Below are 24,273 nucleotides of genomic sequence, written 5' to 3'. Positions count from 1 at the left end.
GCCTCATCGTCGGAGAGCACCAACTCGGGCAGTTTCGGGTTCGGCATGCCACCGAACCCTACGCCTGCACACGAACTAAAGACTCAGGACACTAGTCGGTCTCGGGCGGGCGCATGGCGAGCAGGTCGTCCACGAACCGGCGCACCAGGCGGTCGAGCTCGAACAGGTCGTGGTCGGTCCAGTGGGCGAACGCCGGTGTGGTGAGCCGGTGCCGGGCGGCGTCGAGCGCGTCGGTGACCCGGCGGCCCTCCTCGGTGATCAGCGCTTCCTTGATCCGCCGGTCCGCCGCGCTCGGCCTGCGCTCGACCAGGCCCAGCTCGGCCAGCTTGGCGACCTGCCTGCTGACCGTCGTGTGGTCGCGCCCCGCCTTCTCGGCCAGTTCGACGACCCCGATCGGCTGGAACCGCTGGATGCCCACCAGCAGCGGGAACAGGGCGCGGTCGAGCGCCACGCCCGCCTCGGCGAGCAGGACGTCGTCGCGCTGCGGCTGGTTCATGAGCGCCACCAGGTCCACGACCGACTGGTGCAGGTGCCGCTGGGCCACCAGTCGTCGTCTCGTCGTCATGACCGCCGCACCTGCCTTTCGCGCTGTCCGGGACGGGAGCGCCCATGTTAACGCGGGTGCTCCGACGCCCGTTCGGACCACATACCTGTGCAGAATACACCGAATTTTTGGACGCTGGTGAGTGGTGTTCGTGCTGCTCGACGGTCGAAATGTCTGCTGTGTAGTCGATCTGACCGCTTCGGGCGACCTTGACGACCGCTCGCGTTCGGTCATAACGTGTGCATCATGCACACGATGTGCACCTCATCCCCGAAGGAGAGCCGAGCCATGGCGCGCACCACCGACCCCGACGTGGTCATCACCGGATCCGGCGCGGCGGGACTGACCCTCGCCGTCGACCTGGCCCGCCGGGGCGTCGGGTTCCTGCTGATCGACAAGGCGCCGCACCCGTTCGCGGGCTCGCGCGGCAAGGGCATCCAGCCCCGCAGCCAGGAGGTGTTCGAGGACCTGGGGGTGATCGACCGCCTCGTCGCCTCCGGCGGCGAGTACCCCGTGCAGCGCACCTACGACGAGGGCGGTCCGGTCGACCGACCGGTCGTCGTGCCGTCCGACCCGACGCCCGAGGAGCCCTACCAGCTCGCGCTCCTGGTCCCGCAGTTCCTCACCGAACGACGGCTGCGCGACCGGCTGGCCGAGCTCGGCCACGTCGTCCGGCAGGGCCACGAGCTCGTCGGGTTCGACCAGGACGCCGACGGCGTGACCGCGCGCGTCGCGACCCCGGACGGGGAACGCACCGTGCGGACCCGCTACCTGGTCGGCACCGACGGCGGCTCCAGCTTCGTGCGCAAGCGGCTGGGCATCGGCTTCCCCGGCAAGACCCTCGGCGTCCGCGCGGTCGTGGCCGACGTCCTGGTCGACGGCGTCACCGCCGACGCCTGGCACCGTTGGGGACAGACGTCCCTGTGCCCCCTGCGCGGCACCGACATGTTCCAGTTCCAGGGCCCGGTCCCGTTCGACGTCAAGGTCGACCTGTCCGCCGAAGGGCTCACCGCCCTGCTCCGCGAGCGCACCGGCCGCGCCGACCTCACGATCCGCGAGGTCCGCTGGGCGTCGGCGTTCGAGATGAACGCCCGGCTGGCCGACACCTACCGGGTGGGCCGGGTGCTGCTCGCGGGCGACGCGGCGCACTGCCACCCGCCGACCGGCGGCCAGGGGCTGAACACCAGCGTCCAGGACGCCTACAACCTCGGCTGGAAGCTCGCCGCCGTCCTCGACGGCGCCCCGGACTCCCTGCTGGACAGTTACGAGCACGAACGCAGGCCCGTCGCCGAAGGAGTCCTGGGTCTGTCCGTGCGGCTGCTGGAGGCGACCAAGGACCGGGACATGCACCGCGGCCGCGAGGTCAACCAGCTCGACCTCGGCTACCCGGAGTCGCCGCTCAACCTCACCGGCGCGGTGCACGACAAGGGGGTCCTGCCCGGCGACCGCGCCCCCGACGCCCCGCTGACCGGTGCGGGCGGCCTGCCCGTCCGCCTCTTCACCCTCTTCCGGGGCCCGCACTGGACGTTGTTGGGGCACGACGTCGACGCGGCCGCGGCACCGGCGGCACGGGTGGGCCTGCACGTCCACACCACCGGGCTCCGCGGTGACGTCGTCGACACCGACGGCCACTTCCGGCGCGCCTACGGACTCTCGACTGACCAGTGGGTCCTGGTCCGACCGGACGGGTACGTCGCCGCGGTGCTCGACACCGCCGACCTGGGAACCCTGGAGACCTATTTGGACGGTGTCGGCGTCCACGCGCCGCGGCCGGCGGCCTAGCCCACGACCCCGGACCCGCTGGAGGCGCGGGTTTTCGGACGGGTCAGCTGTCGAGCCGCACGGTGAGGCTGACGCGGCCGCGCTCGTCCCGGCGGGCGACCGCGTGCCCGCCGCGCTCCACGCCGTCGAGCTCCAACGAGATGGGCCCGCCCTCGCCGAGGAAGTTGCGCCACCACTTCTTGGCGTCGGGGAACTGCACGCCGATCGTGACGACGTCGCCGACCCGGCGGTAGCCCACCGGAGTGCTGAACACCCGCCCCGACCGGCGCCCGGTGTAGGTGACGACGGTGAGGTACCTGCTGACCGCCCTCCCGAACCGCGGTGAGGACCGCAGTGCGACCACGCGTCCGTTGAAGCCGTTGACGAATCGCCGTGGGAACCACATGTCGATCACGCTAGCAGCGCGGATCGCGTCCACCCTCCACTCGGGACGAAGTGAGAGTCGTTGGTGCGCGGCGCTATCGGATGTGCTCCGACGTCAACGGCCCGTCCCCGGCAACCGGGGACGGGCCGTTGACGTCGGGTGGTCGTCACCGCTCGGCGGCGGCGACCTCCTGCCGTTCCTCGACCGCGGCGGTCTCGGCGGTCTTGGTGAGGGCGGAGCCCTCGACGTCGAGCTCGGGCAGCCAGGTCAGCCAACCGGGGAGCCACCAGGCGCGGTCGCCGAGCAGGGCGAGCGCCGCGGGCACCAGGACCATGCGGACGACGAAGGCGTCGAACAGGATGCCCGCGGCCAGGGCGAACGCGATCGACTTCAGCGTCGCGTCGCCGGCGGGCACGAAGCCCGCGAAGACCGAGAACATGATCAGCGCGGCCGCGACGACGACGGGTGCCGCCTGGCGGAAGCCGGTGCGGATCGCCTCCAGGGGCGCGGCGCCGTGGCTGTGCGCCTCGTGCATCCGCGACACCAGGAAGATCTGGTAGTCCATCGCGAGGCCGAACAGGATGCCGATCACCAGGATCGGGGTGAGGCTGATCAGCGGGCCGGTGCTGTCGAGGGCGACCAGGTCGCCAAGCCAGCCCCACTGGAACACCGCGACCGTGGCGCCGAGGGAGGCGCCGATGGTGAGCAGGAAGCCCAGCACGCCGACCAGCGGCACCAGCAGCGACCGGAACACCAGCACCAGCAGCACGAGCGCCAGGCCGACGACCAGCGCGAGGTAGATCGGCAGCGCGTCGTCGAGGCTCTTGGCGACGTCCACGCTGACCGCCGTGGCACCGGTGACCGCGGCCTTCGGACCGCCGGGGTCGGCGGGCAGGGCGCGCAGGTCGGCCACGAGCCGTTCGGTGGCCTCGCTGGTGGGACCGGACTTGGGGATGACCGTGACCAGGGCCGCGGTGCCGTCGGAGTTGGGCGTCGGCGGCGTGACGACGGCGACGTCGTCCAGGGCCGAGATGGCCGGGCCCGCCTTCGTGGCGGCCTCGACCGCGCCGGTGCCGTCGAACAGCATGACGATCGGGCCGTTGAACCCGGCGCCGAAGCCGTCGGTGAGCATCTGGTCGGCGCGCGCCTGGGTGCTGTCCGAGGCGGGCCGCTGCACCAGGGTCGTGCGCATCGAGGCGAACGGGATGGCGATCACGCCGAGCGCGACGACCGCGAGACCCAGGGCCAGGACCCGCCTGCGGGTGACCGCCGTGCTCCAGCCCGCCAGGAACCCGCGCTTGCCGGTGTCGACCGCGTCATGCGCGACAGGGGCGGCGCCGCGCTGCCTGCGGGGCAGCACCTTGTCGCCGAGGTAGCCGAGCACGGCCGGGACCAGGGTGATCGCGACCAGGACGGCGACGACGATGGTGGCGGCCGCGGCCACACCCATCTGGGTCAGGAACGGGATGCCCACCACGACCAGGCCGGTCAGCGCGATGACCACGGTCAGCCCGGCGGTGACCACCGCCGAGCCCGCGGTGCCCACGGCCGTCGCGACGGCCGTGCCCACGTCGGCGCCGCGCCGCAGCTCGTGCCGGTACCGGGTGACGATGAACAGGGTGTAGTCGATGCCGACGGCCAGGCCGAGCATGCCCGCGAGGATCGGCGTGGTCGACGACAGGTCGGCGAAGCCGGTGGCGATGGTGACGCCCAGGACGCCGATGCCGACGCCGACGAGCGCGGTCAGCAGGTTCATCCCGGCCGCGATCAGCGAGCCGTAGGTGATCACCAGGATCATCAGGGCGACCACGACACCCAGCCCCTCGGCGATGCCCCCGATGTGGAACGGCGCCTGCGTCGCCTCGCCGGTGGCCTCGATCGTGAGACCGGTGCTCCGGGCGGCGTCCACGGCGTCGAGCAGCGCCTTCTGCTGCTCGGCGGTCACGTCGCCGACCTTGGCCGAGTAGGTCACCGTGCTGTAGGCGGTGTCCTGGGCGGCGTTGACCGACGGCGCCGCCGGGTCCAGCGGGTTGCCGGCCTTCACCACACCGGACAGCCCGCCGAGCTGGGTGACCAGGTCGCCGAGCGCCTTGGCGTTCTGGGGCGTGGTCAGCTGCTGACCGGCGGGCGCGTGCACGACGACCTTGGCGGAGGCGCCGCTGGAGCCGAACTTCTCGCTGATCCGCTGGAGCGCGGTGGTCGACTCCTGACCGGGGATGGAGAAGCTGCTGGACGTCTCGCCCGCCAGCGTGACGGCTCCGGCGCCGCCGCCGATCAGGACGACCAGCCAGACGGCGATCACGCTCAGCCGGTGCCGGTGCGAGAAGGCCCCGATTCGGGACAGGAAACGAGCCATGGGGGATCAGCCCTCCAGGTGGGCGGAGTCGGGAAGGGGGGCGCCGGGACGGCTGTGGCCGAGCGCGTCGTAGCAGGTGGCGACGACGAGAGGTCGCCACGCGGTGGTCTGGTCCGCGCGGTGCGCGGCGATGCTCAGGAGGGCCAGCGCGCACAGCGCGCCCGCCACCCGGACGATCCGCTCGGGGGCGTCGGCCTCGGGGTCGACGCCGAACGCCTTGAAGGCGGCTCCTCCGATGCCGTCGTCGGTCGGGTCGACGACGCCGGCACCGCCGTGCGTGACCGGTGCCAGCAGCAGGGCGACGAGGCCGGGGTGCGCCACCGCCACGTCGACCAGCACCTCGATCGCGCGCCGGTCGCGGTCACGCCCGAGGGGCAGGTCCCCGACCTGGTCGAGGGCCAGCTGGCCGAGCCCGCCCGCCTGGGCGACCACGGCCTCGCGCAGCGCGTCCTTGCTGGGGAAGTGGTGCAGGAGACCGGTCTTCGAGAGGCCGACGGCGTCGGCGACCTCCTGGACGGAGGTCTTCGCGACGCCTTGGCGGGCGAAGAGCGCGGCGGCGTGGTCGAGGATGCTCTCGTCGATCTGCTGCCGGAACGGGCGGGTCATGCGTTCCACCATACGGCGGTATGGACCAAGTTGGTCGGTTTACCGACCAACTTGGTCGGTGGCCTTCGTCATACCCGCCGGGAGGTCCTGGACAGCGCAGGCCACGTGCCGAGGCCGACCGGGTTGCGACGTGAGCGTTCCGGACACCACGACCTCCGTGTGCGATCAACTGGCGACTTGGCCGGTGGTGAGCGCCGCCCGGCTAGGTCAACGATCGACTACATCTGCTCCGGTGATCGCTCCCACAAGGGGAAGTCCCTGCTCTAGACTCCGGTCGTCGGTCGACGAAGACGCCGGGAGGCCCGTGTTGGACACCCCGCCCGCGCCCACCGCCCCGCGTCGCCGGGACGCGGCGGCCACCCGTGCCGCCCTGCTGTCGGCGGCCCGTGAGCTGATGGCCAAGCACGGTGTCGAGGGAACCAGCACCCGTGACGTGGCAGCGGCCGCCGGGGTGAACCAGGCGCTCGTGTACCGGTACTTCGGGTCGAAGGAGAAGCTGTTCGCCGAGGTCGTGAAGGAGGGGGCGGAGGGCTCGGAGAGCGAGATCGACACGACTCCGCTGGCGGACCTGCCGCACACCCTGCTGCACCGCGCGCTGCTGCGCCCGGAGACCCAGCCGGGGACGGGCAGCCTCTCCGCCCTGGTCACCGCGGCGAACGACCACACCGTCCGCGCCCACATCCGGGAGCGCATCCGGAACAGCTTCGGCGACCGGCTGGCCCCGCGCCTGGAGGGGCCCGACGCCGAGCTGCGGGCCGAGCTGCTCGCCGCGCTCATCACCGGCATCGGGTTCCTGCGCGGCAAGATCGGCACCCCGGCGATCTCGGCCGCCGACCACGAGCTGCTCGGGTATTACGTCGACCTGATGTCCGCGCCATTGCTGGCGGCCCCGGACGGTGAATTCGGCCCGTCGTCGGAGAATGTCGGCCAAGATCCTGGTTAATGGGAGTCGACAATTGTCGGGGTCCCGTTTTCCGCGTTGATTCGCGGCAGCGGAACGAGCCGTCGCGGGGGCGGCGGCTCGTGTCGGTCCGGCGGAGTCAGGGAAGGACCACGCAGGCCCGGCCCAGCAGGACGTCGATCAGGTTGTAGGGGCCGCACCCGAGCTCGAGGTGGAAGTCGGGGCCGCTGGGGTTGCTCGGGTTGTAGATGTAGGGCGCCGGGCTGATCCACCCGCAGTAGCCGCCGCCGGTCAGGTCCGCGGAGCGGTTGTCGGGGCTGACGGTGGCGTTGCCCGACGCGTTGAACCCGCCGACCTGGAAGGTGTCGGCCAGCGTGAACGCCGTGCCCGTGAGGTCGATGCGGCCGACGCCGCTCGGCGAGGCGTCGCAGGAGAAGGCCACCCCGTAGGGCATGGAGGTGACCACCGTGGCGCCCTGGCTGAGCGATCCGGTCGAGGTGGCGAAGGTGAGGTCGTTGATGTCGACCTTCAGGGTGGCCGGGTTCAGCCGGACGCGGGTGAACGTGGTGCGCACGTTCGTCCCCGGCGCGGCGCCGCCCGCGGTGTACTGGGAGAAGTTGGCGGCGCCGAGGGTGATGTACTCGCGCGGCGTGCCCGCCATGTCGTGGCAGTACACCGGGACGATGTGGGTGCCGGTGTTGAGCGTGTAGTTGCCGTCGCCCGCGATGGGCAGCAGGGCGTGGATGCCCGCGCAGCTGGCCGGGGGGATGGTGGGCGTCGGCTGCGCCGTGGCCGAGGGGGCGACGACGACGGCCAGCGCCAGTGCGGCGGCCACCGCGACAATTCTTCGAATCATGGTCGTTCCTTTTCTCCGGGGATTTACCCCAGAATTAGAACGCAATTCGCGGTGGCGGTCGATCGGCTGCGCGAGTGAGCCCCGTGCGTCGACGTGCAGTTCTTTATCGGAATTCGTGCCGTTCCCGCTCGCGGTATAACGGCATTCGAGTCGTTGTCGGACACGACCGAGTGCACTTCCGGAACGCGTCTTGCGCGCGCTCGGCGCCGAGGCGTATGGCCAGGGCGCGGTCAGCCGGGGTCGGCCGATCCCAGCGCGATCGTCAGCTCCAGCACGGTCGTCGGGTCCTCCAGGCGCGACCCGTACACCTCCCTGAGCTGGCTCATCCGGTAGCGCACGGTCTGGGGGTGCACGAACAGGTCCGCGGCGATCTCCTCGCGCCGCCCGTGGTGCAGCAGCCACGACCGCAGCGTCTCCACCAGCTTGGCCCTCGGTCCGGGGCGCAGGGCGTCCAGCGGTGCCAGGACCTGGGCGCGCAGGTCGTCGAGCGCCTCGACGTCGGAGCGCAGCACCAGGTCGGCCAGCCGCTGCTCGGTGTCCAGGGGAGCGCGGCCGGTCGGCCGCAGGCCCAGCCGCACGGCCCGCTGGGTCCGCAGGTAGGACGACCGCGCGCCGGTCCACGGGCGGGCGGGCCCGACGACCGCGTCCGCGCCGAGGAGCGCGCCGACCAGCGACGGGCGGGAGCGGCCCTCGGCGTCGGGGACCAGCAGGACCGTCATCCGGCCCTCGGGGACGTCCTCGACGGCCTGCAGGGTGCGCGGGTCGAGCCGGACCAGCACGCCTCGCGCCCTGGCCTCGGGGACGATCACCGCGGTCAGCGACCGGGGCGGCTCCCAGCTCGCCCGTTCCGCCGCGGCCGCGAGGTCGTCGGGGTTCGCGCCGGTCAGCAGGCTGTGCGCCAGGCGTTCGAGGTAGTGCTCGCGGACCCGGCCGGTGGTGGCGAGCTCGTCGGCGTGACCGGCGACGCTGAGCGCCGACAGCTGGTCGATGTAGGCGAACAGGAACTCGGCGAACCGCGCCATCTCCCCGGACGGGAGGTGGCCGGCCGCCGCGATGCCGCTCAGCTCCCGCCACGCGATCCGCGCCCCGACCCGGTAGGCGGCCAGCAGCGCGTCCATCGACCTGCCGCTGCGCGCCTCGCCGCGGCCGAGCGCGTAGGCCCCGTCCAGAGCGGGGCCCAGGGGAGTGCCCGCGTCCGCGCCGCCCGTGCCCGCGGTCAGCTCCAGGAAGCCCGCCAGCGCCAGCTCGACTGCGCGCTCGATCGTCCGGCCGGTCCCGCCGGTGAACACCTCGGCGTAGGCGGGCACCTCGTGGACGACGGCGGCGACCGTGTGCTCGGCGACCGGCGCCAGCCCGGACCGCATCGCCGCCGCCACCGACCTGGGCAGGCGAAAACCTCCCAGGTCGGCCGAATTGTTCGCTGAGGACAAAGAACTGGTCTCGATTCACGTCGAAGGCACAGGAATTTACCTCCTGATGTTGACACGCTGGAGTCATGGCGACAACACGGACCCCGGCTCAGTTCGCGCTGCTGCGCGACCGCGCGCGCCGGTTCGTCGAGCTGGCGACCACGCCGCTGGTGCCCGGCGACTTCTGGGAGGTCATCGACCCGCTGCGCGGCGGGGCGAACCCGCGCGGGCGCGTCGTGGCCGTGCGGCCCGAGACCCGTGACGCCGCGACCATCGCCATCCGGCCGGGACGCGGCTGGAAGGGCCACACCGCGGGCCAGTACGTGCGCCTGGGCGTGGACGTCGACGGCGTCCGGCAGTGGCGCTCCTACTCGCTGACCTCACCGCCGCGCCCCGACGGCGTCATCACCATCACGGTCAAGGCCCAGCCGGGCGGCGTGGTGTCGGGCCACCTCGTCCACCGGGTCCGGGCGGGCACCGTCGTGCACCTCGACCAGGCGGCGGGCGACTTCACCCTGCCCCTCGTCCGGCCCGCCAAGGCCCTCTTCGTCACCGCGGGCAGCGGGATCACCCCCGTCATGGGGATGCTCCGCGACGCCGCGGGCTCGCTCGCCGACGTCGTGCTGGTCCACTCCGCCCCGCGCCCGGACGCCGTCATCTTCGGCCCCGAGCTGCGCGGCCTCGCCGCCCGCGGCGGGCTGCGGCTGGTCGAGCGGCACACCGAGGTCGACGGGCGGCTGACTCCCGAGCGGCTGGCCGAGCTGGTGCCGGACCTGGCATCCAGGCACACCTGGGCGTGCGGGCCGAACGAGCTGCTCGACGCACTCCAGTCCACCTACGACGCGGCCGGTCACGGGGACCTGCTGCACACCGAGCGCTTCCGGCCCGCCGTGGTCGCCGTCGGCGAGGGCGGGACGGTCTCGTTCGGCGACTCCGGCGTCACCGTCGAGGCCGACGGCGCCACCGCGCTGCTCGACGCGGGCGAGGCAGGCGGCGTGCTGATGCCGTCGGGCTGCCGCATGGGCATCTGCTTCGGCTGCGTCGTCCCGCTGCGCGGGGGATCGGTGCGGGACCTCCGCAACGGCGTGGTGACCACCGCCGCGGAGGGCGACGACATCCCCGTCCAGACGTGCATCTCCGCCGCCGCGGGTCCCTGCCACCTCGGCATCTGACCCCACCCGAACATTCGAGGACGCCATGACCACGATCCAGAAGCAGGACCGCAACCCGATCGCCCACCTGACCCCCGAGGACGTCGAGAACCTCGGCCGGGAGCTGGACGCGCTGCGGGAGAAGGTGATCGCGAGCCGCGGCGCGGACGACGCCGCCTACATCCGCAAGGTGATCAAGACCCAGCGGGTGCTCGAGATGGGCGGCCGCGCCGTGCTGCTCGCCTCCAAGTTCCCGCCCGCCTGGTTCGTGGGCACCGCGGCGCTGTCGATCGCCAAGATCCTGGAGAACATGGAGATCGGCCACAACGTCATGCACGGCCAGTGGGACTGGATGCGCGACCCGAAGATCCACTCCACGACCTGGGAGTGGGACCACGCCTCGCCCGCCGAGCAGTGGAAGCACTCGCACAACGAGCTGCACCACACCTACACCAACGTCCTGGGCAAGGACAACGACCTCGGCTACGGGATCATGCGCGTGGACGAGGGGCAGAAGTGGCACCCCGCCCACCTCGGGCAGCCGCTGTGGAACCTGGTCAACGCCATCTTCTTCCAGTACGGCATCGCCGCCTACGACCTGGAGCTGGGCAAGAACCTCAGCAGCGAGAAGCGCAGGCGCGACCCCGCCTTCAAGGCCCGCCTCGCCGCGACCCTGCGCAAGGTCCGCCGCCAGGCCGCCAAGGACTACGTGGTGCACCCGCTGCTGTCCGGCCCGTCCGCGCCGACCACGCTGGCCGCGAACCTCACCGCGAACCTGATCCGCAACCTGTGGACGCACTCGGTGATCATGTGCGGGCACTTCCCGGAGGGCGTCGAGACCTTCGAGCGCACCTCGATCGAGGGCGAGACCCGCGGCGAGTGGTACCTGCGCCAGATGCTGGGCTCCGCCAACATCAGCGGCGGCCCGCTGCTGCACATCATGACCGGCAACCTGTCGTTCCAGGTCGAGCACCACCTGTTCCCGGACCTGCCGAGCAACCGGTACCAGGAGATCGCGCCGCACGTGCGGAACCTGTTCGAGCGCTACGGCCTGACCTACACCACCGGCTCGCTGCCCAAGCAGGTCGCCTCCGCGTGGCGCAAGGTCATCAGGCTCTCCCTCCCCAACGACCTCCTCGCCAAGAAGAAGCGGCCCGCGCGCCCGGCGCCCCTGCGCGCGGTGGCACCGGTGCGGCAGGAGCGCCCGAGGGTCGCGACCGCCGGGTCGTGACGACAGCAGTGGTGGACCGGCCGTCCGGGGGCACCCGCGCGGCCCGGCCCGCCGTGGGCGGACCGGGTCACGGCGAATAGCGGTCGATCAGCAGCGCCAGCCGCCGCTCGTGGTCCTGAGGGCGGAGCCTGCCGCCGCGCATGAGCGTGATGAGCCCGTGCAGTCCGCTCCAGAACGTCTCGGTGAGCGTCTCCAGGTCGCCCGCGTCCACCAGCGGCCGCATGACCTCGCGCAGCTCGCCGAACCCGTCCTGGAGCGCCGCGGGCGTGTCGGGGCTGGCGAACGGGAGGTCGACGGCGAGGGTGAACATGGCGTCGTAGATGGCGGGGTGCCGCTCGGCGAACTCCGCGTACGCGGCCGCCACGTCCGCGAGGGCCCGGTGAGCGTCGGGCGCCGACGTGCGGGCCTCGTGCAACCGGGCGGCCAGGTCGGTGAAGCCCTCGACCGCGACCGCCGCCATGATGGCGTCCTTGCCCTTGAAGTGGCTGTAGAGCACCGGCTGGCTGTACTCGATCTCCCGCGCCAGCCGCCGCGTGGTCACCGCGTCCCAGCCCTCCGACTCGGCCAGCTGCCGCGCGGCGGCGACGATCAGCTGCTCCCGTTCGGCACGTTCGCGCTCCCGGCGCGCCTGGATCGTCATGACCGTGATGCTAGCACTGCTAGCGAACGGGGCGTCGCTCTGCTAGCGTCGTTCTTGTTCCTAGCGTCGCTAGATATCGGAGAAGACCATGCTCACCTGGACCGCCTACGGGCTCGCCGTCGTCCTCAACGCGTTCATCATCTTCATCGGCGTCCGGTTCCTCCTCGTGCCGCGGGCGGCGGCCGCGGCCTACGGCGTCCCGGCCAAGCCGGACGGCGACGCCGCCTACCTGTCCGTGAAGGGGGTGCGCGACCTCACCTACGGGGTCCTCGGCCTGGCCCTGATCGCGTTCGTGGGCGCCCACGCCGCCGCCTGGTTCATGCTCGTCGTCGCCCTCGCGCCGCTGGGGGACACCGTGATCGTCCTGCGCAACGGAGGCACCAAGGCGGTGGCCTTCGGCATCCACTTCGCCACGGCCGTCGTCGTCCTGCTCAGCGCCGCCCTGCTGTTCGCGCTGTGAGCCCGTCGTGGACGGACCGGGGGAGCTCGACCCGCACGGTCAGCCCACCGCCCGCGTTGCCGACGGCCGTCGCGCCGCCCTGGTGGGCGTGGACGATCGAACGGACGATGGCGAGCCCCAGCCCGTGGCCGGAGCTGCCGCTGCGGATCCGCGACCGCTCGGCCCGGTAGAACGGCTCGAACAGCCGGTCGGTGGTGCCCGGTGTGACCAGCGGCCCGGTGTTGCGGACCTCCAGGACCACGGAGTCCCGGTCGTGGCGGACGGAGAGGTCGACCTGCCCGCCGGGCACGTTGTAGGTGAGCGCGTTGTCGAGCAGGTTGTGGACCAGCTGGCGCAGCAGCGGGGTGCTGCCGGTGACCGTGCACTCCTGGTCCCGGTCGACGTGCAGGCGCACGTCGCGCTCCTGCGCGGTGGCGGTGTGGTCGGCCGCGACCAGGCGGACGAGGTCGCCGAGGTCCACCAGCTCGGCGTCGGGCCGTTCGTGCTCGGCGCCCGCGAGCTGGAGCAGCGCGGTCACGATGGTGATGTTGCGCTCGTTCGTCGCCAGCAGCATCGGGGCCAGCTCGGCCAGCTCCTCGGCCGACCCGCCGCTCATCGCCACCTGGAGGATGCTCCTGGTGGTGGCCAACGGGGTGAGCAGCTCGTGGGAGGCGTTGGCGGCGAACCGCCGGTGCGCGGCGAACAGCTCCTGGAGCTCGTCGAGCATCGAGTCGAACGTGTCGGCGAGGTCCCTCAGCTCGTCGGGCGGTCCGCCCGCGTTGACGCGCTGCTCCAGGTCGCCGGTCGCCGTCGCCGCCGCGACCCGGCTGATCGCCCCCAGCGGGGCGAGCAGGCGCCGCACCACGAGCCGTCCGGCCACCAGCCCGACGACCACCACCAGCAGCATCCCGACGGCGGAGGTGGCGAGCACCATGCTCCAGACGTCCTGCTTGCTGCGCAGGGCGATCGTGGTCATCGTGGTCGCCCGCCCCTCCGGGGAGGCGCCCGCCGACGGGATTTCGTCGCCGATCGGGTGCGCCGGTACGAGCTCGTAGGTCGGCACGAAGCGGATGCCGACGTAGACGACGGCGACCACCAGTCCACCCGCGACGACGAGCGCGACCACGAAACCCAGGAGCAGGCGGGTGCGGATCCCGAACCCGGTCACGGGGCCCGCAGGCAGTACCCGGCGCTGATCGCGGTGTGCACGACCCGCGGCTCGCCCAGCTTCCTGCGCAGGGTGTGGATGACGAGGCGGACGGCGTTGGTGAACGGGTCGGCGTTGTCGTCCCAGGCCTTCTCCAGCAGCTGCTCGCTGGACAGGACACCGCCCTCGGCGCGCATCAGGAGCTCCAGGACCGCCATCTCCTTCGGTGCCAACGGGATCTCCCGCCCCGCTCGGGTGACCCGGCGGCGGTGGGTGTCGAACGCGATGTCGGCGAAGACCAGCACCGGGGCGTGGGCCTGGCGGTTGCGGCGGTGCACGGCGCGCAGCCTGGCGACCAGCTCGGGGAAGTCGAACGGCTTGGCGAGGTAGTCGTCGGCACCCATGCCGAGCCCTTCGACCTTGTCCGCCAACCGTCCCGCCGCGGTGAGCATCACGACGCGGCAGTCCGGCCTGAGCGCGACGAGCCTCCGGCACACCTCGTCGCCGTGCACCCCCGGCAGGTCGCGGTCGAGCACCACCACGTCGTAGTCGTTGACCGCCAGGCTTTCCAGCGCGGTGGCGCCGTCGTGCACGACGTCCGCCGCCATCTCGTGCCGCCGCAGTCCTATCTGGATCACCCGCGCCAGGTACTCCTCGTCCTCCACCACCAGCACCCGCATGGTCGGCGAACGTAGCAAGCGGCCTGTTCGAACCGCATATGAAGCCCGGTCTCCCGTCGAACGCGGCCCGAACGGCGCGATCACTAGCGTCCGCTCCCGACCACGTCCGGTGTGAACAGAGGAGAACTGGTGGCAGACAACAACAACGAACGCCCCGCCCGTCGTCGCGGGGTGTTCGCCGCGGTGCTCGCGCTGGTGGGCTCGGTCCTGCTGCCCGGTCAGGCCGGGGCGATCATCGGCGGCGGCGAGGTCGGGACGCCGTTGTCGTGGATCGCGTCCGTGCAGCTGCCCGACGGCGGGCACACCTGCGGTGGCACCCTGGTCGCCCCGCGCTGGGTGCTGACCGCGTTCCACTGCACGCTGGCGGGCCCCGACCTGCGGGTGCGCGTCGGGAGTCTCGACCGGACCGGTGGGGGAGAGGTCGCCACCGTGGTGGGCAGGCGCCCGTACCCCGGAACCGGGTGCGACCCGGTCGCCCACACGTGCGGCGGCGTCGACCTGGTGCTGATGGAGCTGGACCACCCGGTCTCGGCCCGGCCCGCGGACCTCGCGACGGAGTCGCCCGCCGCGGGCTCGCCGATGCGCGCGCTCGGGTGGGGGTACACCTGCGACACCGCCGAGTGCCTCGACCTGCCGGTCCGCCTGCGGGAGGTCACGCTCCCGGTCGACCCGTCGGCGGCGTGCGACCGCGGCGAGAAGCAGTACCTGTGCTTCCAGGACCCCGACCGCGGCTCGCTGGCCGGTGACTCCGGCAGCCCCGCGCTGACCAGGACCCCGCACGGCTGGCGCGTGGCAGGCGTGACCAGCGGCGGTGGTCGGGACACCGAGACCGGCGTGCGGGTGTCCAGCTACGTCGACGTGTCGGCCTACCGCGACTGGGTCCGCTCGGTCACCTGTCCGGAACCCGCCGTCTGAGCGGAGCTGCCCGCCGGTCGCGCCGAAGTGCGACCGGCGGGCGTTCGTGCTGGTCGCGGGCCTGATCGATGGTCGGGATCACCCGTTCGGAACTCGGGTTTGTATGATCATGCAGAGTCGTGCATAATCTACGTCGTGTCCAAAGTCCTCACTTCCCTCCCCGCCGGCGAGCGCGTCGGCATTGCCTTCTCCGGTGGCCTCGACACCTCGGTGGCGGTCGCGTGGATGCGTGAGAAGGGCGCGGTGCCGTGCACGTACACGGCCGACATCGGTCAGTACGACGAGCCCGACATCGCGTCGGTCCCGGACCGCGCCGAGCTGTACGGCGCGGAGATCGCCCGGCTCGTCGACTGCCGCGCGGCTCTGGTGGAGGAAGGGCTCGCGGCGCTGGCCTGCGGCGCGTTCCACATCAGGACCGGTGGTCGCACGTACTTCAACACCACGCCGCTGGGCCGCGCGGTGACCGGCACCATGCTGGTGCGGGCCATGTTGGACGACGACGTGCAGATCTGGGGCGACGGCTCCACCTACAAGGGCAACGACATCGAGCGGTTCTACCGCTACGGCCTGCTCGCCAACCCGTCCCTGCGGATCTACAAGCCGTGGCTGGACGCCGCTTTCGTCGGTGAGCTCGGCGGCCGCACCGAGATGTCCGAGTGGTTGCAGACCCGCGACCTGCCCTACCGCTCCAGCACCGAGAAGGCGTACTCCACCGACGCCAACATCTGGGGCGCCACCCACGAGGCCAAGGCGCTGGAGAACCTCGACACCGGCATCGAGCTCGTCGACCCCATCATGGGCGTCCGCTTCTGGGACCCGGCTGTCGAGATCGCCGCCGAGGACGTCTCGATCGGCTTCGACCAGGGCCGCCCCGTCGCCATCAACGGCAAGGAGTTCGGCTCCCCGGTCGACCTGGTGCTGGAGGCCAACGCCATCGGCGGTCGCCACGGTCTCGGCATGTCCGACCAGATCGAGAACCGCATCATCGAGGCCAAGAGCCGCGGCGTCTACGAGGCTCCCGGCATGGCCCTGCTGCACGCCGCCTACGAACGCCTCGTCAACGCCATCCACAACGAGGACACCCTCGCCGCCTACCACAACGACGGCCGCAAGCTCGGCAGGCTCATGTACGAGGGCCGCTGGCTCGACCCCCAGGCCCTCATGATGCGCGAGGCCCTCCAGCGCTGGGTCGGCACCGCCGTCACCGGCGAGGTCACCCTCCGCCTCCGCCGCGGCGAGGACTACTCCATCCTCGACACCACCGGCCCCTCGTTCAGCTACCACCCCGACAAGCTCTCCATGGAACGCACCGAGGACTCCGCCTTCGGCCCCGTCGACCGCATCGGCCAGCTCACCATGCGCAACCTCGACATCGCCGACTCCCGCGCCAAGCTCGAGCTGTACGCCGGCTTCGGCATGGTCGGCAGCAGGCAGTCCGCCCTCATCAGCGCAGCCCAGGTCACCTCCACTGAACTCATCGGCACCATGCCAGACGGCGGCGCCGAAGCCATCGCCTCCCGCGGCGAGGTCGCAGACGACGAACTCCTCGACCACGCCGCCCTGGAAGCAGGCAACGACTAACGAACAGCCAAACCCCAAAGCAGCCCGGCTCCGCACCAGCGAAGCCGGGCTGCGTCATACAGTCACCAGCCAACACAACAGCACCCCCGCCCAGACCGGCGCAGCCGCCACCTCGCACCCGGCGCGGAGCGCCCGCCCGCCTTGTCCGACGCGCAGCGAGGATGCCCTGTCCGACGGCGCAGCCGAGGATCCCCCCGCCGGGCGAAGCCCGCCAGCACGCATCCGGCGCGGAGCGCCTGGGGCCTTGTCCGCCGCGCAGCAAGGATGCCCTGTCCGCCGCGAAGCGCGGATGCTTGGTCCAACGGCGCAGCCGAGGATGCCTTGTCGAGCGAAGCTCGATGCTTGAGTCAGGCGCAGCCTGATGTTGGCGAAGCCAGACTTCCCCTCTGCCCCCGATCCACAGCGCCCTCCTGCCCGATCTTCGTTGTCAAGATGGCTTTATCGTCTTGACAACGAAGATCGGGCATTGAGACAATCGCGCGCCGGGGGCCGGGCTTCCCACAGGTGGGCACCAAGGAACTCCGCCCAGCACAAAACGACCCAACAGGGCACCGGGTCCAACCCCTCACCGCCCAGACCCCAACCACACCGGCACCTCCGACACCACCCACAACCCACCCAACGCCACCCCCGCCAACACCGCAGCCACCCCAACCCCCACCAACCGCAACCTCAACGTCGCCCCCAACACCACCGGGATCAGCACCGCCACCACCCCGTACCCGATCGCGTTCCCGTGGTACCCCAACACGAACTGGTACCAGAGCGCGTCCATCCCGAACACCCCGCCCAACATCGCGGGCCCGGCCACCCTCCGCCACCCCACCCCGCTGCGCCACCACGCCCCGGCCACCCCGAACACCGGCCCGGCCACCATCCCCATCACCAACCAGAACAGGGGGTAGGTGAGTTCCCCCATCCCGTCCCGCACGAACTCCGCGTAGGCGTAGTACCCGACCACCGCCCCCACCTCCGCGGCACCCCCGGCCACCACCGCCACCCGCGGCACGATCACCACCGCCCCCACGGCGAACGCCACCGCGACCCACACCGACCCCGAGTTCGACAACGCCTGCAACTCATCGGGCAACACACCTTGCAGCACGTTCGTGAGCGCACCGACGAACAACCCGGCGACCAGCGCCCCACCCGCCGCCCTGGCAAGCGAAGCCACAACCGACCCGGCACGAACCGACCTGGAACCAACAGAAGTCGTGGACATGCCCAGCAGCCTCCCGCCCCCGCCCCCACCCAACATCAGCCAACCGGCCGATGCCCCCCATCCGGATGGCCAGAACCACAAACCAAGAACCACAAACCAAGAACCAGGAACCGAACCGGGAACCGCGGCAGAGCTAAGACGGCAACGCCACGAACCCCTCCCGCACCATCCAGTCCCGCGCCACCACCGCCGGATCCCGCCCGTCCACGTCCACCTCGGCGTTCAGCTTCCGGATCGTCTCGTTGTCCAGCTTCGCCACCACCGGCGCCATGATCTTCGCGATCCGCGGGTGCGCCGCGGCGAACTCGTCCCGCATCACGATCGTGGCGTTGTACTGCGGGAAGAACTTCTTGTCGTCCTCCAGGACCACCAGGTCCAGGGCGAGGATCCGCCCGTCGGTGGTGAACACCTCGCCGAAGTTGCACGACCCGGTCGACGTCGCCGTGTAGATCGTGCCGGACCCGAAGGTCTTGACCTGCACGGCTTTCGCGTCGAACCCGTAGGCCGCGGCCACGCCGGGGAACCCGTCGTTGCGGCTGATGAACTCCGTCTCCAGGCAGAAGACGCCCTTGTCGGGGGAGTCGCGCACCAGCGCCGCCATGTCCGAGGTCGTCTTGAGGTTGTTGGCCTGCGCGAACTCCTTGGTCACGGCGAACGCGTAGGTGTTGTTCACGGCCGAGTAGTCCAGCCACCGCAGCTTGTTCGCGGCCAGGTCGGCGTCGCGGACGGCCTCGTACTGGGCCTTCTCGTCGGGGACGGGGTCGGTGTTGCCGAGGTAGCTGATCCAGCCCGTGCCGGTGTAGTCCCACGACAGGTCGATGTCGCCGGTGAGCAGGGCCTGCCGGGAGCTGTTGGAGCCCTGGATGTTCGTCATGTCCCGGATCTCCGCACCGGCCGCGGTGAGCGCGACCTCGGCGATGTAGCCGAGCACCTGGTTCTCGGTGAAGTCCTTGGACCCCACCGCGACGCCGACGCCGTCCAGCTCCGGCTCGGGGGTGATCGAGCCCGGTGCCACGTCGAACGGCAGCGCGAACGTGGTCTCCAGGCCACATCCGGACGCGAGCAGCCCGGTCACGGCGGCCAGCACGGCCAGTCGTCGCGCGGTCCCGCTCATCGCAGCCCCTTCGGTCCCAGGTAGGTCTCGGCGACCGCGCCCAGCCAGTCCACCAGCAGCGCGAGGCCGACGGCCAGCACGGCACCGGTGATGAGCACTGGGAAGCGGGCGAGCTTGTAGCCGGTGTCGATCAGCAGGCCGAGGCCGCCGCCGTTCACGAACACCGCGAGCGTGGCCACGCCGACCGCGAGCACCAGCGCGGTGCGCAGCCCGGCCAGGATCAGCGGGACGGCCAGCGGTAGCTCGATCCGGCGCAGCACCGCCCCGGTCGACATGCCGATGCCGCGTCCCGCGTCGATCAGCGCCGGGTCGACGCCCTGCAGGCCCACCATCGTGTTGCGCAGCACCGGGAGCAGTGTGTAGAAGGCGATCGGCAGGACCGCCGCCCACAGTCCTTCCAGGCCGGTGGCGAGGAAGAACAGCACGAGCACGCCGATGGCGGGGGAGGCCTGGCCGATCGTGGCGATGCCGAGGAACACCGGGGCTACGCGCCGCGCCCACGGGCGGGTCAGCACCACCCCGAGGGGGACCGCCACGACGAGCACGAGCGCGGTCACCACGAAGCTGATCACCAGGTGGTCCCACGTCGCCGACAGCAGCGAGGAGGCGGTGAGGCTCTGCTTCTCGATGGAGTCGAGGTCCTGGGCGAACGCCCACACCAGCACACCGCAGACCAGCACCACCACGGCGATCGGCTGCACCAGCAGCCGCAGCCGGTCGGACCGCTGCTGCTGCCGCGCGACCGCGGCCGTCACGCGCCCGCCTCCTCGCGCAGCCTGCGCACGGTGCTCATCACGGTGTCGATCTCGACCAGGCCGACGTACTCGCCGCGCGACCCGGTGACCACGGCGGCGCCGCCCTCGGTGAGGATCGCCTCCAGGGCGTCCTGCAACGTCGACTGCAGCGTCACCGAGTCGCCGACCGGGGTCGGCCTGCCGGGCGTGCGGGCGTGCACCCAGCTGACCGGCCTGCCGCGGTCGTCGAGCAGCAGCGCGAACCCGCGCCCCGCCTCGGTGAGCTTGGCGCGGATGTCGGCCGGGTCGTCGGTGACCGAGGCGGTGACCGCCTTGCTCAGCTCCACCTCGCGCACCCGCAGCAGGGTCAGCTGCTTGAGCGACGCGCCTGCCCCGATGAACCCGGCGACGGTGTCGTCGGCGGGGTTGGCGAGGATCTGCTCCGGTGTGTCGTACTGGAGGATCCGCGACTGCGGGCCCAGCACGGCGATCCGGTCGCCGAGCTTGACCGCCTCGCCGAAGTCGTGCGTGACGAACACGATCGTCTTGCGCAGCTCGGCCTGCAGCCGCATCAGCTCGTCCTGGAGGTTGCCGCGGGTGATCGGGTCGACCGCGCCGAACGGCTCGTCCATGAGCAGCACCGGCGGGTCGGCCGCCAACGCCCTGGCCACGCCGACGCGCTGCTGCTGACCGCCGGAGAGCTGGCGCGGGTAGCGGTCGCGGAAGTCGCCGGGGTCCAGGCCCACGAGGTCGAGCATCTCGTCCACGCGGTCGGACGACCTGGTCTTGTCCCAGCCGAGCAGCCCCGGCACCATCCCGACGTTCTGCCCGACGGTGAGGTGCGGGAACAGGCCCGCCTGCTGGATCGCGTAGCCGATCCCGCGGCGCAACCGGTCCGGGTCCAGCGACAGCGTGTCCTCGCCGTCGATGGTGATCCGGCCCGACGTGGGCTCGATCAGCCGGTTGATCATCCTCATGGTGGTGGTCTTGCCGCAGCCCGACGGGCCGACGAACACCACGATCTCGCCCGCTGGGATGGTCATGCTGACCGAGTCCACCGCGGGCTGCCCGGTACCGGGGTACCGCTTGGTCACGTCGATGAGTTCGATCTCACTCGCCACGGATCCCCCTGGAGACGGTGTAGCGGCCGACCAGCGCGAAGATCCCGTCGAGGAGCAGCGCGAGGATGACGATGCCGAGGGTTCCGGCGATGGCCTGGTTGGTGGCGTTGGCACTGCCCGCCCTGGTGAGCCCGGCGAAGATCTCGACGCCGAGCCCCGGTCCCCTGGCGTAGGCGGCGATCGCGGCGATCCCCATCAGCATCTGGGTGGAGATCCGCACGCCCGCGAGGATCGCGGGCCACGCCAGCCGGAGCTCGACCCTGGTCAGCACGCCCGCGCGGCTCATCCCGATGCCGCGGGCGGCGTCGCGCACCGAGGTGTCCACGCCGTTGAGCCCGACGATCGTGTTGCGCACGATCGGGAGCAGGCCGTAGAGCACCAGCGCCACCACGGTCGGCGGGGCGCCGAGGCCGAGGACCGGGATCAGCAGGCCGAGCAGGGCGAACGAGGGGATGGTGAGGATCGCGCTGGTCAGCGCCGTGGCGACGGCCGAGCCCAGCGGGCTGCGGTGCACCGCGATCCCGATGCCGACGCCGATCGCGGCGGCCAGGACGGTGCACTGCACCACCGCGCTGACGTGCAGGAGCGCTTCACCCACCAGCCGATTCCACCGGTCGGCCACGAAGTCCCAGAAGGTCACTGTGGGTGCCCCCTTCGGTACAGGTTCACCCGACCCTAGTGGGGTCCGACCGATCCCTCAAGGTCAACGGCGATGGAGCATCCCTTGTGGACAGTCCATTGTGGACGTCCGTGGGAGACGGGTCGACTGTGGAGCGCTTGGGGCGCAGGCGTTCGGTGGTCCTACTGGTCGCGCCGCCTCGGCGGTGGCAGCTTCCAGCCTTGTTCCACGGAGGTTCGGCACCGTGCGGGCTGGTCGCCTGCGCCCACGAACAGCCCGGTGAGCAGGGGGAGGCCGTGGTCGAGCGCCTGGCGCGGCAGGGGTCCGGTGGCGACCAACGACGCCAGCCCGTGGCCGATGGACCAGCTCTGCGTCGCCAGGTCGAGCGGGACGACGTCGGCGCGGAAGCGGCCCGCGGTCCGGCCGCGCAGGGCGGCCTGGACCAGGTGCTCCAGGGTCGCGTCCGCCGCCTTGAGGTCCTCCAGGTCGAAGTCCGCGTCGAACATGACCCGGTACAGGTCGGGGTGGTCCAGGGCGTTGGCCAGGTAGGCGACGACCAGCGCGGTGAGGTCCCGCACGGGGTCCCCGGTCGCGGTCACCCCGGCGAACCCGGCGGCGAGCCGGGTAAAGCCCTCCTGGCGCAGGGCCTGCCACAGGCCGTCCATGCCGCCGAAGTGGGTGTAGACGGCCATCGTCGACACGGACGTCCCGGCCACCAGTGAGCGCAGGGTGACCGGCTCGCGGGTGCGGAGCATGTGCGCGGCCCGTTCGACGAGCAACGTGCGGACCGCCGGATCCTTCGCCCTGGCCATGGGGTCAGACTACATGGCATTGCAATGCTATGTTTTGGACATCCCCCCGGTTCGGGGTTCCAGACCACGAAGGAGCTCGGCATGACCATCACCCTGGTGAACCCCGCGGGACTGCCCGAGGTCGACCTCTACCGCCAGGTGTCGGTCGCCACCGGGTCGCGGCTGGTGTTCATCGCGGGCCAGGTCGCCCGCGACGCCGACGGCGGCAAGGTCGGCGAAGGCGACTTCGCGGCCCAGGTCGAGCAGTGCTACCTCAACCTCGGCACCGCGCTGGCCGAGGTCGGCGCCACCTTCGCCGACGTGGCGAAGCTGACCGTCTACCTCGTCGACTGGACGCCGGACAAGATGCCGCTGTTCGTGGAGGGCGTGTCCCGCGCCGCGGCGAAGCTGGGTGTCACGCCCGCCGCGCCGCTCACCGGGATCGGCGTCGCGGCACTGGCCGAACCGGACCTCATGGTCGAGGTCGAGGCCACCGCGGTCCTCGACTGAACCTGCCCGCGGGTTCCGACCGCGCGGCGGGACATGGCACAGGGCCCGGACGCCCCAAGAGCGTCCGGGCCCTGTCGCGCTACTCCGGGTCCTCGGTGGCCGGGGTGAGGACCGCGGGCTCGTCGGTGGACTTGTCGGTGGAGAGCTCGCGGTCGGGTGCGGCGGGCCCCGTGGTGTCGGGCTCGCCCTCTGGCTCGGCGGGTGTGGTGGGCATGGGTGCGGTTACACCCGTGGCACCCGGTTCACACCTGGCCGGGTACTGCCGTGCCCGGCGGTGGCGGTCGGGGCGTGGTGCCGGGCACGGCAGTGGTCGGGGGCGGTGGTGGTCAGGACGCCCGCGCGGTGAGCACGGGTGGGTTGCGGTCGCCGCGCAGGATCGCCTGGTGCAGGTCGCGCAGGCTGCGGCAGGGCGAGACGCCGAGCTCCTCGTCCAGCACGGTCCGGGCCGTGCGGAAGACGCGGAGCGCGTCCGCCTGGAGGTCGGTCTGGTAGAGGGCGAGCATGAGCTGCCGGTAGAAGGTCTCGCGCAGCGGGTACTCGGAGATGAGCCCGTACAGGTCGCCGACGACCATGCGGTGCCCGCCCATCGCGAGTCTCGTGTCGATCCGGAGCTCCAGGCACTCGAGCCGCGCCTCCTCCGCGGACGCCGCGAAGCCGCGGATGACGGGACCGTTGCCCTGGACGTCGCCCAGCGCGGGACCGTGCCAGAGGTCCAGCGCGGCGGTCAGCTCGGCGTCGGCCTCGGCGTGGCGGCCGTGCCGGTGCAGGGCTCGGCCGGTGGCGAGGCGGCGCTGGAACCTGGTGATGTCGCGTTCCTCGTCGACGTGCAGCAGGTAGCCCGGAGCACGCGTGACCAGCGGGCTCGGGCGGTCGTGGTCGCCGCGCAGCAGCTTCCGCAGCTGCGAGACGTACACGTGCAGGGCGGCGTCGGCGCGACGCGGCGGGTTCTCGCCCCAGAGCTCGGCGATGAGCTGGTTGAAGCCGACCACGTGGCCCGCCCGGATTAGCAGCGTGGCCAGGAGCAGCTCGATCTTCGGCGCGCTGATCACCGTTTCCCGGTCGTTTTCCTCTATCGTGATGCGTCCTAGAAGTCGGTAGCGCAAACGATCCCCCAGAAGGTTCGGCTGTGGTGGCACGGGTCATGGACGCGTGGAACGACCCCGACTCTGACCGAACCGCGCATCAGCAGCCATTAGAGAAACTACGTAGGTGGTTGTCGGAGGCTTCTCCGGTCCGCGTATTCCGCGACCAAATCGGATCTACCGGACATGTCCGGCGTTGTCTGTGATCTATGTCACGAGACTTCGGGCATTCCGCCGGTGGGGGCGGGCCGGCAGGTCCGACCTGGGTGCCGGGGTCGTGGAGAGCCCGCCCTGCCAGCCCTTTCCGGGCGATGAGCCCGGGATGTCGGGTTCGGTAGCACCGACCGGTCGGCCGCGCACCCTGTTTTCGAGCATTCCCGACAACCGCTCGCCCGCCGCGCGCGTGTGCATCGCGGACAACGCTTCGGGCGTGCTGCCGTGGGCCTCGCGTGGTGGTGGCATCCCATTAGTCGCGGTA

25 protein-coding genes are annotated in these 24,273 nt (G+C 71.6%); 8 read left to right on the top strand and 17 right to left on the bottom strand.

All coding sequences use genetic code 11. The annotated features are described in order from the left end of the window. Positions 1-91: 91 nt before the first annotated feature. Entirely contained in the window at positions 92-565 is a 474-nt protein-coding gene (locus CLV43_RS39600; RefSeq protein WP_106194527.1) for a MarR family winged helix-turn-helix transcriptional regulator, read from the bottom strand. Between the two features lie 267 nt (positions 566-832). On the opposite strand from CLV43_RS39600, the gene CLV43_RS39595 reads away from it, so the two are divergent. Continuing rightward, on the top strand, positions 833-2,326 hold the full coding sequence (locus CLV43_RS39595) for an FAD-dependent oxidoreductase (protein WP_106194524.1): 1,494 nt from the start codon (positions 833-835) through the stop codon (positions 2,324-2,326). Positions 2,327-2,369: 43 nt separating this feature from the next. Here CLV43_RS39595 and CLV43_RS39590 read toward each other — a convergent pair whose 3' ends face one another. From CLV43_RS39590 to CLV43_RS39580, 3 genes are all read right to left on the bottom strand, one after another. Beyond that, on the bottom strand, positions 2,370-2,711 hold the full coding sequence (locus CLV43_RS39590) for a hypothetical protein (RefSeq protein WP_106194583.1): 342 nt from the start codon (positions 2,709-2,711) through the stop codon (positions 2,370-2,372). A 145-nt stretch (positions 2,712-2,856) separates the two neighbouring features. Continuing rightward, positions 2,857-5,046, bottom strand: a complete 2,190-nt coding sequence (locus tag CLV43_RS39585) for an MMPL family transporter (RefSeq protein WP_106194521.1) — start codon at positions 5,044-5,046, stop codon at positions 2,857-2,859. 6 nt (positions 5,047-5,052) lie between these two features. Continuing rightward, positions 5,053-5,652 carry a TetR/AcrR family transcriptional regulator gene (locus CLV43_RS39580; RefSeq protein WP_106194518.1) on the bottom strand — a complete coding sequence of 200 codons (600 nt, stop codon included), beginning with the start codon at positions 5,650-5,652 and terminating at the stop codon, positions 5,053-5,055. A gap of 304 nt (positions 5,653-5,956) precedes the next feature. Here CLV43_RS39580 and CLV43_RS47405 point away from each other — a divergent pair, with 304 nt between their 5' ends. Continuing rightward, the gene (locus CLV43_RS47405) at positions 5,957-6,595 is read left to right on the top strand and encodes a TetR/AcrR family transcriptional regulator (protein ID WP_170156218.1); all 639 of its coding nucleotides are present in this window, start codon (positions 5,957-5,959) and stop codon (positions 6,593-6,595) included. A gap of 97 nt (positions 6,596-6,692) precedes the next feature. Here CLV43_RS47405 and CLV43_RS39570 read toward each other — a convergent pair whose 3' ends face one another. Both CLV43_RS39570 and CLV43_RS39565 read right to left on the bottom strand, forming a co-directional pair. Beyond that, positions 6,693-7,409, bottom strand: coding sequence for a GON domain-containing protein (locus CLV43_RS39570; RefSeq protein ID WP_106194515.1), 717 nt, complete (start codon positions 7,407-7,409; stop codon positions 6,693-6,695). Between the two features lie 230 nt (positions 7,410-7,639). Further along, positions 7,640-8,839: a PucR family transcriptional regulator gene (locus CLV43_RS39565; RefSeq protein WP_483887667.1), complete on the bottom strand. Its 1,200-nt coding sequence runs from the start codon at positions 8,837-8,839 to the stop codon at positions 7,640-7,642. 65 nt (positions 8,840-8,904) lie between these two features. Here CLV43_RS39565 and CLV43_RS39560 point away from each other — a divergent pair, with 65 nt between their 5' ends. Together CLV43_RS39560 and CLV43_RS39555 are read left to right on the top strand one after the other, a co-directional pair. Next, complete coding sequence (locus tag CLV43_RS39560) at positions 8,905-9,990, top strand: ferredoxin reductase (RefSeq protein ID WP_106194512.1); 1,086 nt, start codon at positions 8,905-8,907, stop codon at positions 9,988-9,990. Between the two features lie 25 nt (positions 9,991-10,015). Continuing rightward, positions 10,016-11,200, top strand: coding sequence for a fatty acid desaturase family protein (locus CLV43_RS39555; RefSeq protein ID WP_106194509.1), 1,185 nt, complete (start codon positions 10,016-10,018; stop codon positions 11,198-11,200). 67 nt (positions 11,201-11,267) lie between these two features. Here the strand turns inward: CLV43_RS39555 and CLV43_RS39550 are convergent, their stop codons facing one another. Beyond that, the gene (locus CLV43_RS39550) at positions 11,268-11,840 is read right to left on the bottom strand and encodes a TetR/AcrR family transcriptional regulator (RefSeq protein ID WP_106194506.1); all 573 of its coding nucleotides are present in this window, start codon (positions 11,838-11,840) and stop codon (positions 11,268-11,270) included. Positions 11,841-11,928: 88 nt separating this feature from the next. Between CLV43_RS39550 and CLV43_RS39545 the strand changes: the two genes are divergently transcribed. After that, a complete protein-coding gene (locus CLV43_RS39545; RefSeq protein WP_106194503.1) occupies positions 11,929-12,300 on the top strand; it encodes a DUF4267 domain-containing protein in 372 nt (123 codons plus the stop codon). On the opposite strand, the gene CLV43_RS39540 is transcribed toward CLV43_RS39545, so the two are convergent. Next, positions 12,272-13,447, bottom strand: a complete 1,176-nt coding sequence (locus CLV43_RS39540; protein WP_211304773.1) for a HAMP domain-containing sensor histidine kinase — start codon at positions 13,445-13,447, stop codon at positions 12,272-12,274. The genes CLV43_RS39545 and CLV43_RS39540 overlap by 29 nt on opposite strands. Then, the gene (locus CLV43_RS39535; RefSeq protein WP_106194500.1) at positions 13,444-14,106 is read right to left on the bottom strand and encodes a response regulator transcription factor; all 663 of its coding nucleotides are present in this window, start codon (positions 14,104-14,106) and stop codon (positions 13,444-13,446) included. The genes CLV43_RS39540 and CLV43_RS39535 overlap by 4 nt, the downstream gene beginning before the upstream one ends. A gap of 129 nt (positions 14,107-14,235) precedes the next feature. Between CLV43_RS39535 and CLV43_RS39530 the strand changes: the two genes are divergently transcribed. Both CLV43_RS39530 and argG read left to right on the top strand, forming a co-directional pair. Next, positions 14,236-15,021, top strand: a complete 786-nt coding sequence (locus CLV43_RS39530; RefSeq protein ID WP_170156217.1) for a S1 family peptidase — start codon at positions 14,236-14,238, stop codon at positions 15,019-15,021. Between the two features lie 135 nt (positions 15,022-15,156). Further along, on the top strand, positions 15,157-16,602 hold the full coding sequence (argG, locus tag CLV43_RS39525) for an argininosuccinate synthase (RefSeq protein ID WP_106194494.1): 1,446 nt from the start codon (positions 15,157-15,159) through the stop codon (positions 16,600-16,602). Between the two features lie 565 nt (positions 16,603-17,167). Here the strand turns inward: argG and CLV43_RS39520 are convergent. From CLV43_RS39520 to CLV43_RS39495, 6 genes are all read right to left on the bottom strand, one after another. Then, positions 17,168-17,824, bottom strand: coding sequence for a DUF6518 family protein (locus CLV43_RS39520; protein WP_281262200.1), 657 nt, complete (start codon positions 17,822-17,824; stop codon positions 17,168-17,170). A 133-nt stretch (positions 17,825-17,957) separates the two neighbouring features. After that, positions 17,958-18,938 carry a glycine betaine ABC transporter substrate-binding protein gene (locus tag CLV43_RS39515; protein WP_106194488.1) on the bottom strand — a complete coding sequence of 327 codons (981 nt, stop codon included), beginning with the start codon at positions 18,936-18,938 and terminating at the stop codon, positions 17,958-17,960. Further along, positions 18,935-19,693, bottom strand: coding sequence for an ABC transporter permease (locus CLV43_RS39510; RefSeq protein ID WP_106194485.1), 759 nt, complete (start codon positions 19,691-19,693; stop codon positions 18,935-18,937). The genes CLV43_RS39515 and CLV43_RS39510 overlap by 4 nt, the downstream gene beginning before the upstream one ends. Beyond that, positions 19,690-20,793, bottom strand: coding sequence for an ABC transporter ATP-binding protein (locus CLV43_RS39505; protein WP_106194482.1), 1,104 nt, complete (start codon positions 20,791-20,793; stop codon positions 19,690-19,692). The genes CLV43_RS39510 and CLV43_RS39505 overlap by 4 nt, the downstream gene beginning before the upstream one ends. Then, on the bottom strand, positions 20,783-21,433 hold the full coding sequence (locus CLV43_RS39500) for an ABC transporter permease (RefSeq protein ID WP_106194479.1): 651 nt from the start codon (positions 21,431-21,433) through the stop codon (positions 20,783-20,785). The genes CLV43_RS39505 and CLV43_RS39500 overlap by 11 nt, the downstream gene beginning before the upstream one ends. A gap of 161 nt (positions 21,434-21,594) precedes the next feature. Then, positions 21,595-22,224 (bottom strand): TetR/AcrR family transcriptional regulator, encoded by a 630-nt coding sequence (locus tag CLV43_RS39495; RefSeq protein WP_106194476.1) that lies wholly within the window; start codon positions 22,222-22,224, stop codon positions 21,595-21,597. Between the two features lie 81 nt (positions 22,225-22,305). Here CLV43_RS39495 and CLV43_RS39490 point away from each other — a divergent pair, with 81 nt between their 5' ends. Beyond that, positions 22,306-22,713 (top strand): RidA family protein, encoded by a 408-nt coding sequence (locus tag CLV43_RS39490; protein WP_106194474.1) that lies wholly within the window; start codon positions 22,306-22,308, stop codon positions 22,711-22,713. Positions 22,714-22,792: 79 nt separating this feature from the next. Here CLV43_RS39490 and CLV43_RS50245 read toward each other — a convergent pair whose 3' ends face one another. After that, on the bottom strand, positions 22,793-22,927 hold the full coding sequence (locus tag CLV43_RS50245; protein ID WP_281262199.1) for a hypothetical protein: 135 nt from the start codon (positions 22,925-22,927) through the stop codon (positions 22,793-22,795). A gap of 112 nt (positions 22,928-23,039) precedes the next feature. Next, positions 23,040-23,762: an AfsR/SARP family transcriptional regulator gene (locus CLV43_RS39485; protein WP_245887320.1), complete on the bottom strand. Its 723-nt coding sequence runs from the start codon at positions 23,760-23,762 to the stop codon at positions 23,040-23,042. Positions 23,763-24,273 lie beyond the last annotated feature (511 nt).

Source organism: Umezawaea tangerina, from assembly GCF_003002815.1.
In the GTDB taxonomy this organism is placed as follows: Bacteria; Actinomycetota; Actinomycetes; order Mycobacteriales; family Pseudonocardiaceae; genus Umezawaea; species Umezawaea tangerina.
The sequence above is the reverse complement of the archived record's forward strand: the minus strand, read 5'-3'. Positions and strand labels throughout refer to the sequence as shown.

Bases quoted from the DNA above. Each gene is read 5' to 3' on its own strand.
- CLV43_RS39600 (WP_106194527.1), bottom strand. From the start codon at position 565: ATGACGACGAGACGACGACTGGTGGCCCAGCGGCACCTGCACCAGTCG.
- CLV43_RS39595 (WP_106194524.1), top strand. From the start codon at position 833: ATGGCGCGCACCACCGACCCCGACGTGGTCATCACCGGATCCGGCGCG.
- CLV43_RS39590 (WP_106194583.1), bottom strand. From the start codon at position 2,711: ATGTGGTTCCCACGGCGATTCGTCAACGGCTTCAACGGACGCGTGGTC.
- CLV43_RS39585 (WP_106194521.1), bottom strand. From the start codon at position 5,046: ATGGCTCGTTTCCTGTCCCGAATCGGGGCCTTCTCGCACCGGCACCGG.
- CLV43_RS39580 (WP_106194518.1), bottom strand. From the start codon at position 5,652: ATGACCCGCCCGTTCCGGCAGCAGATCGACGAGAGCATCCTCGACCAC.
- CLV43_RS39570 (WP_106194515.1), bottom strand. From the start codon at position 7,409: ATGATTCGAAGAATTGTCGCGGTGGCCGCCGCACTGGCGCTGGCCGTC.
- CLV43_RS39560 (WP_106194512.1), top strand. From the start codon at position 8,905: ATGGCGACAACACGGACCCCGGCTCAGTTCGCGCTGCTGCGCGACCGC.
- CLV43_RS39555 (WP_106194509.1), top strand. From the start codon at position 10,016: ATGACCACGATCCAGAAGCAGGACCGCAACCCGATCGCCCACCTGACC.
- CLV43_RS39550 (WP_106194506.1), bottom strand. From the start codon at position 11,840: ATGACGATCCAGGCGCGCCGGGAGCGCGAACGTGCCGAACGGGAGCAG.
- CLV43_RS39545 (WP_106194503.1), top strand. From the start codon at position 11,929: ATGCTCACCTGGACCGCCTACGGGCTCGCCGTCGTCCTCAACGCGTTC.
- CLV43_RS39535 (WP_106194500.1), bottom strand. From the start codon at position 14,106: ATGCGGGTGCTGGTGGTGGAGGACGAGGAGTACCTGGCGCGGGTGATC.
- CLV43_RS39520 (WP_281262200.1), bottom strand. From the start codon at position 17,824: ATGTCCACGACTTCTGTTGGTTCCAGGTCGGTTCGTGCCGGGTCGGTT.
- CLV43_RS39515 (WP_106194488.1), bottom strand. From the start codon at position 18,938: ATGAGCGGGACCGCGCGACGACTGGCCGTGCTGGCCGCCGTGACCGGG.
- CLV43_RS39495 (WP_106194476.1), bottom strand. From the start codon at position 22,224: ATGGCCAGGGCGAAGGATCCGGCGGTCCGCACGTTGCTCGTCGAACGG.
- CLV43_RS39490 (WP_106194474.1), top strand. From the start codon at position 22,306: ATGACCATCACCCTGGTGAACCCCGCGGGACTGCCCGAGGTCGACCTC.
- CLV43_RS50245 (WP_281262199.1), bottom strand. From the start codon at position 22,927: ATGCCCACCACACCCGCCGAGCCAGAGGGCGAGCCCGACACCACGGGG.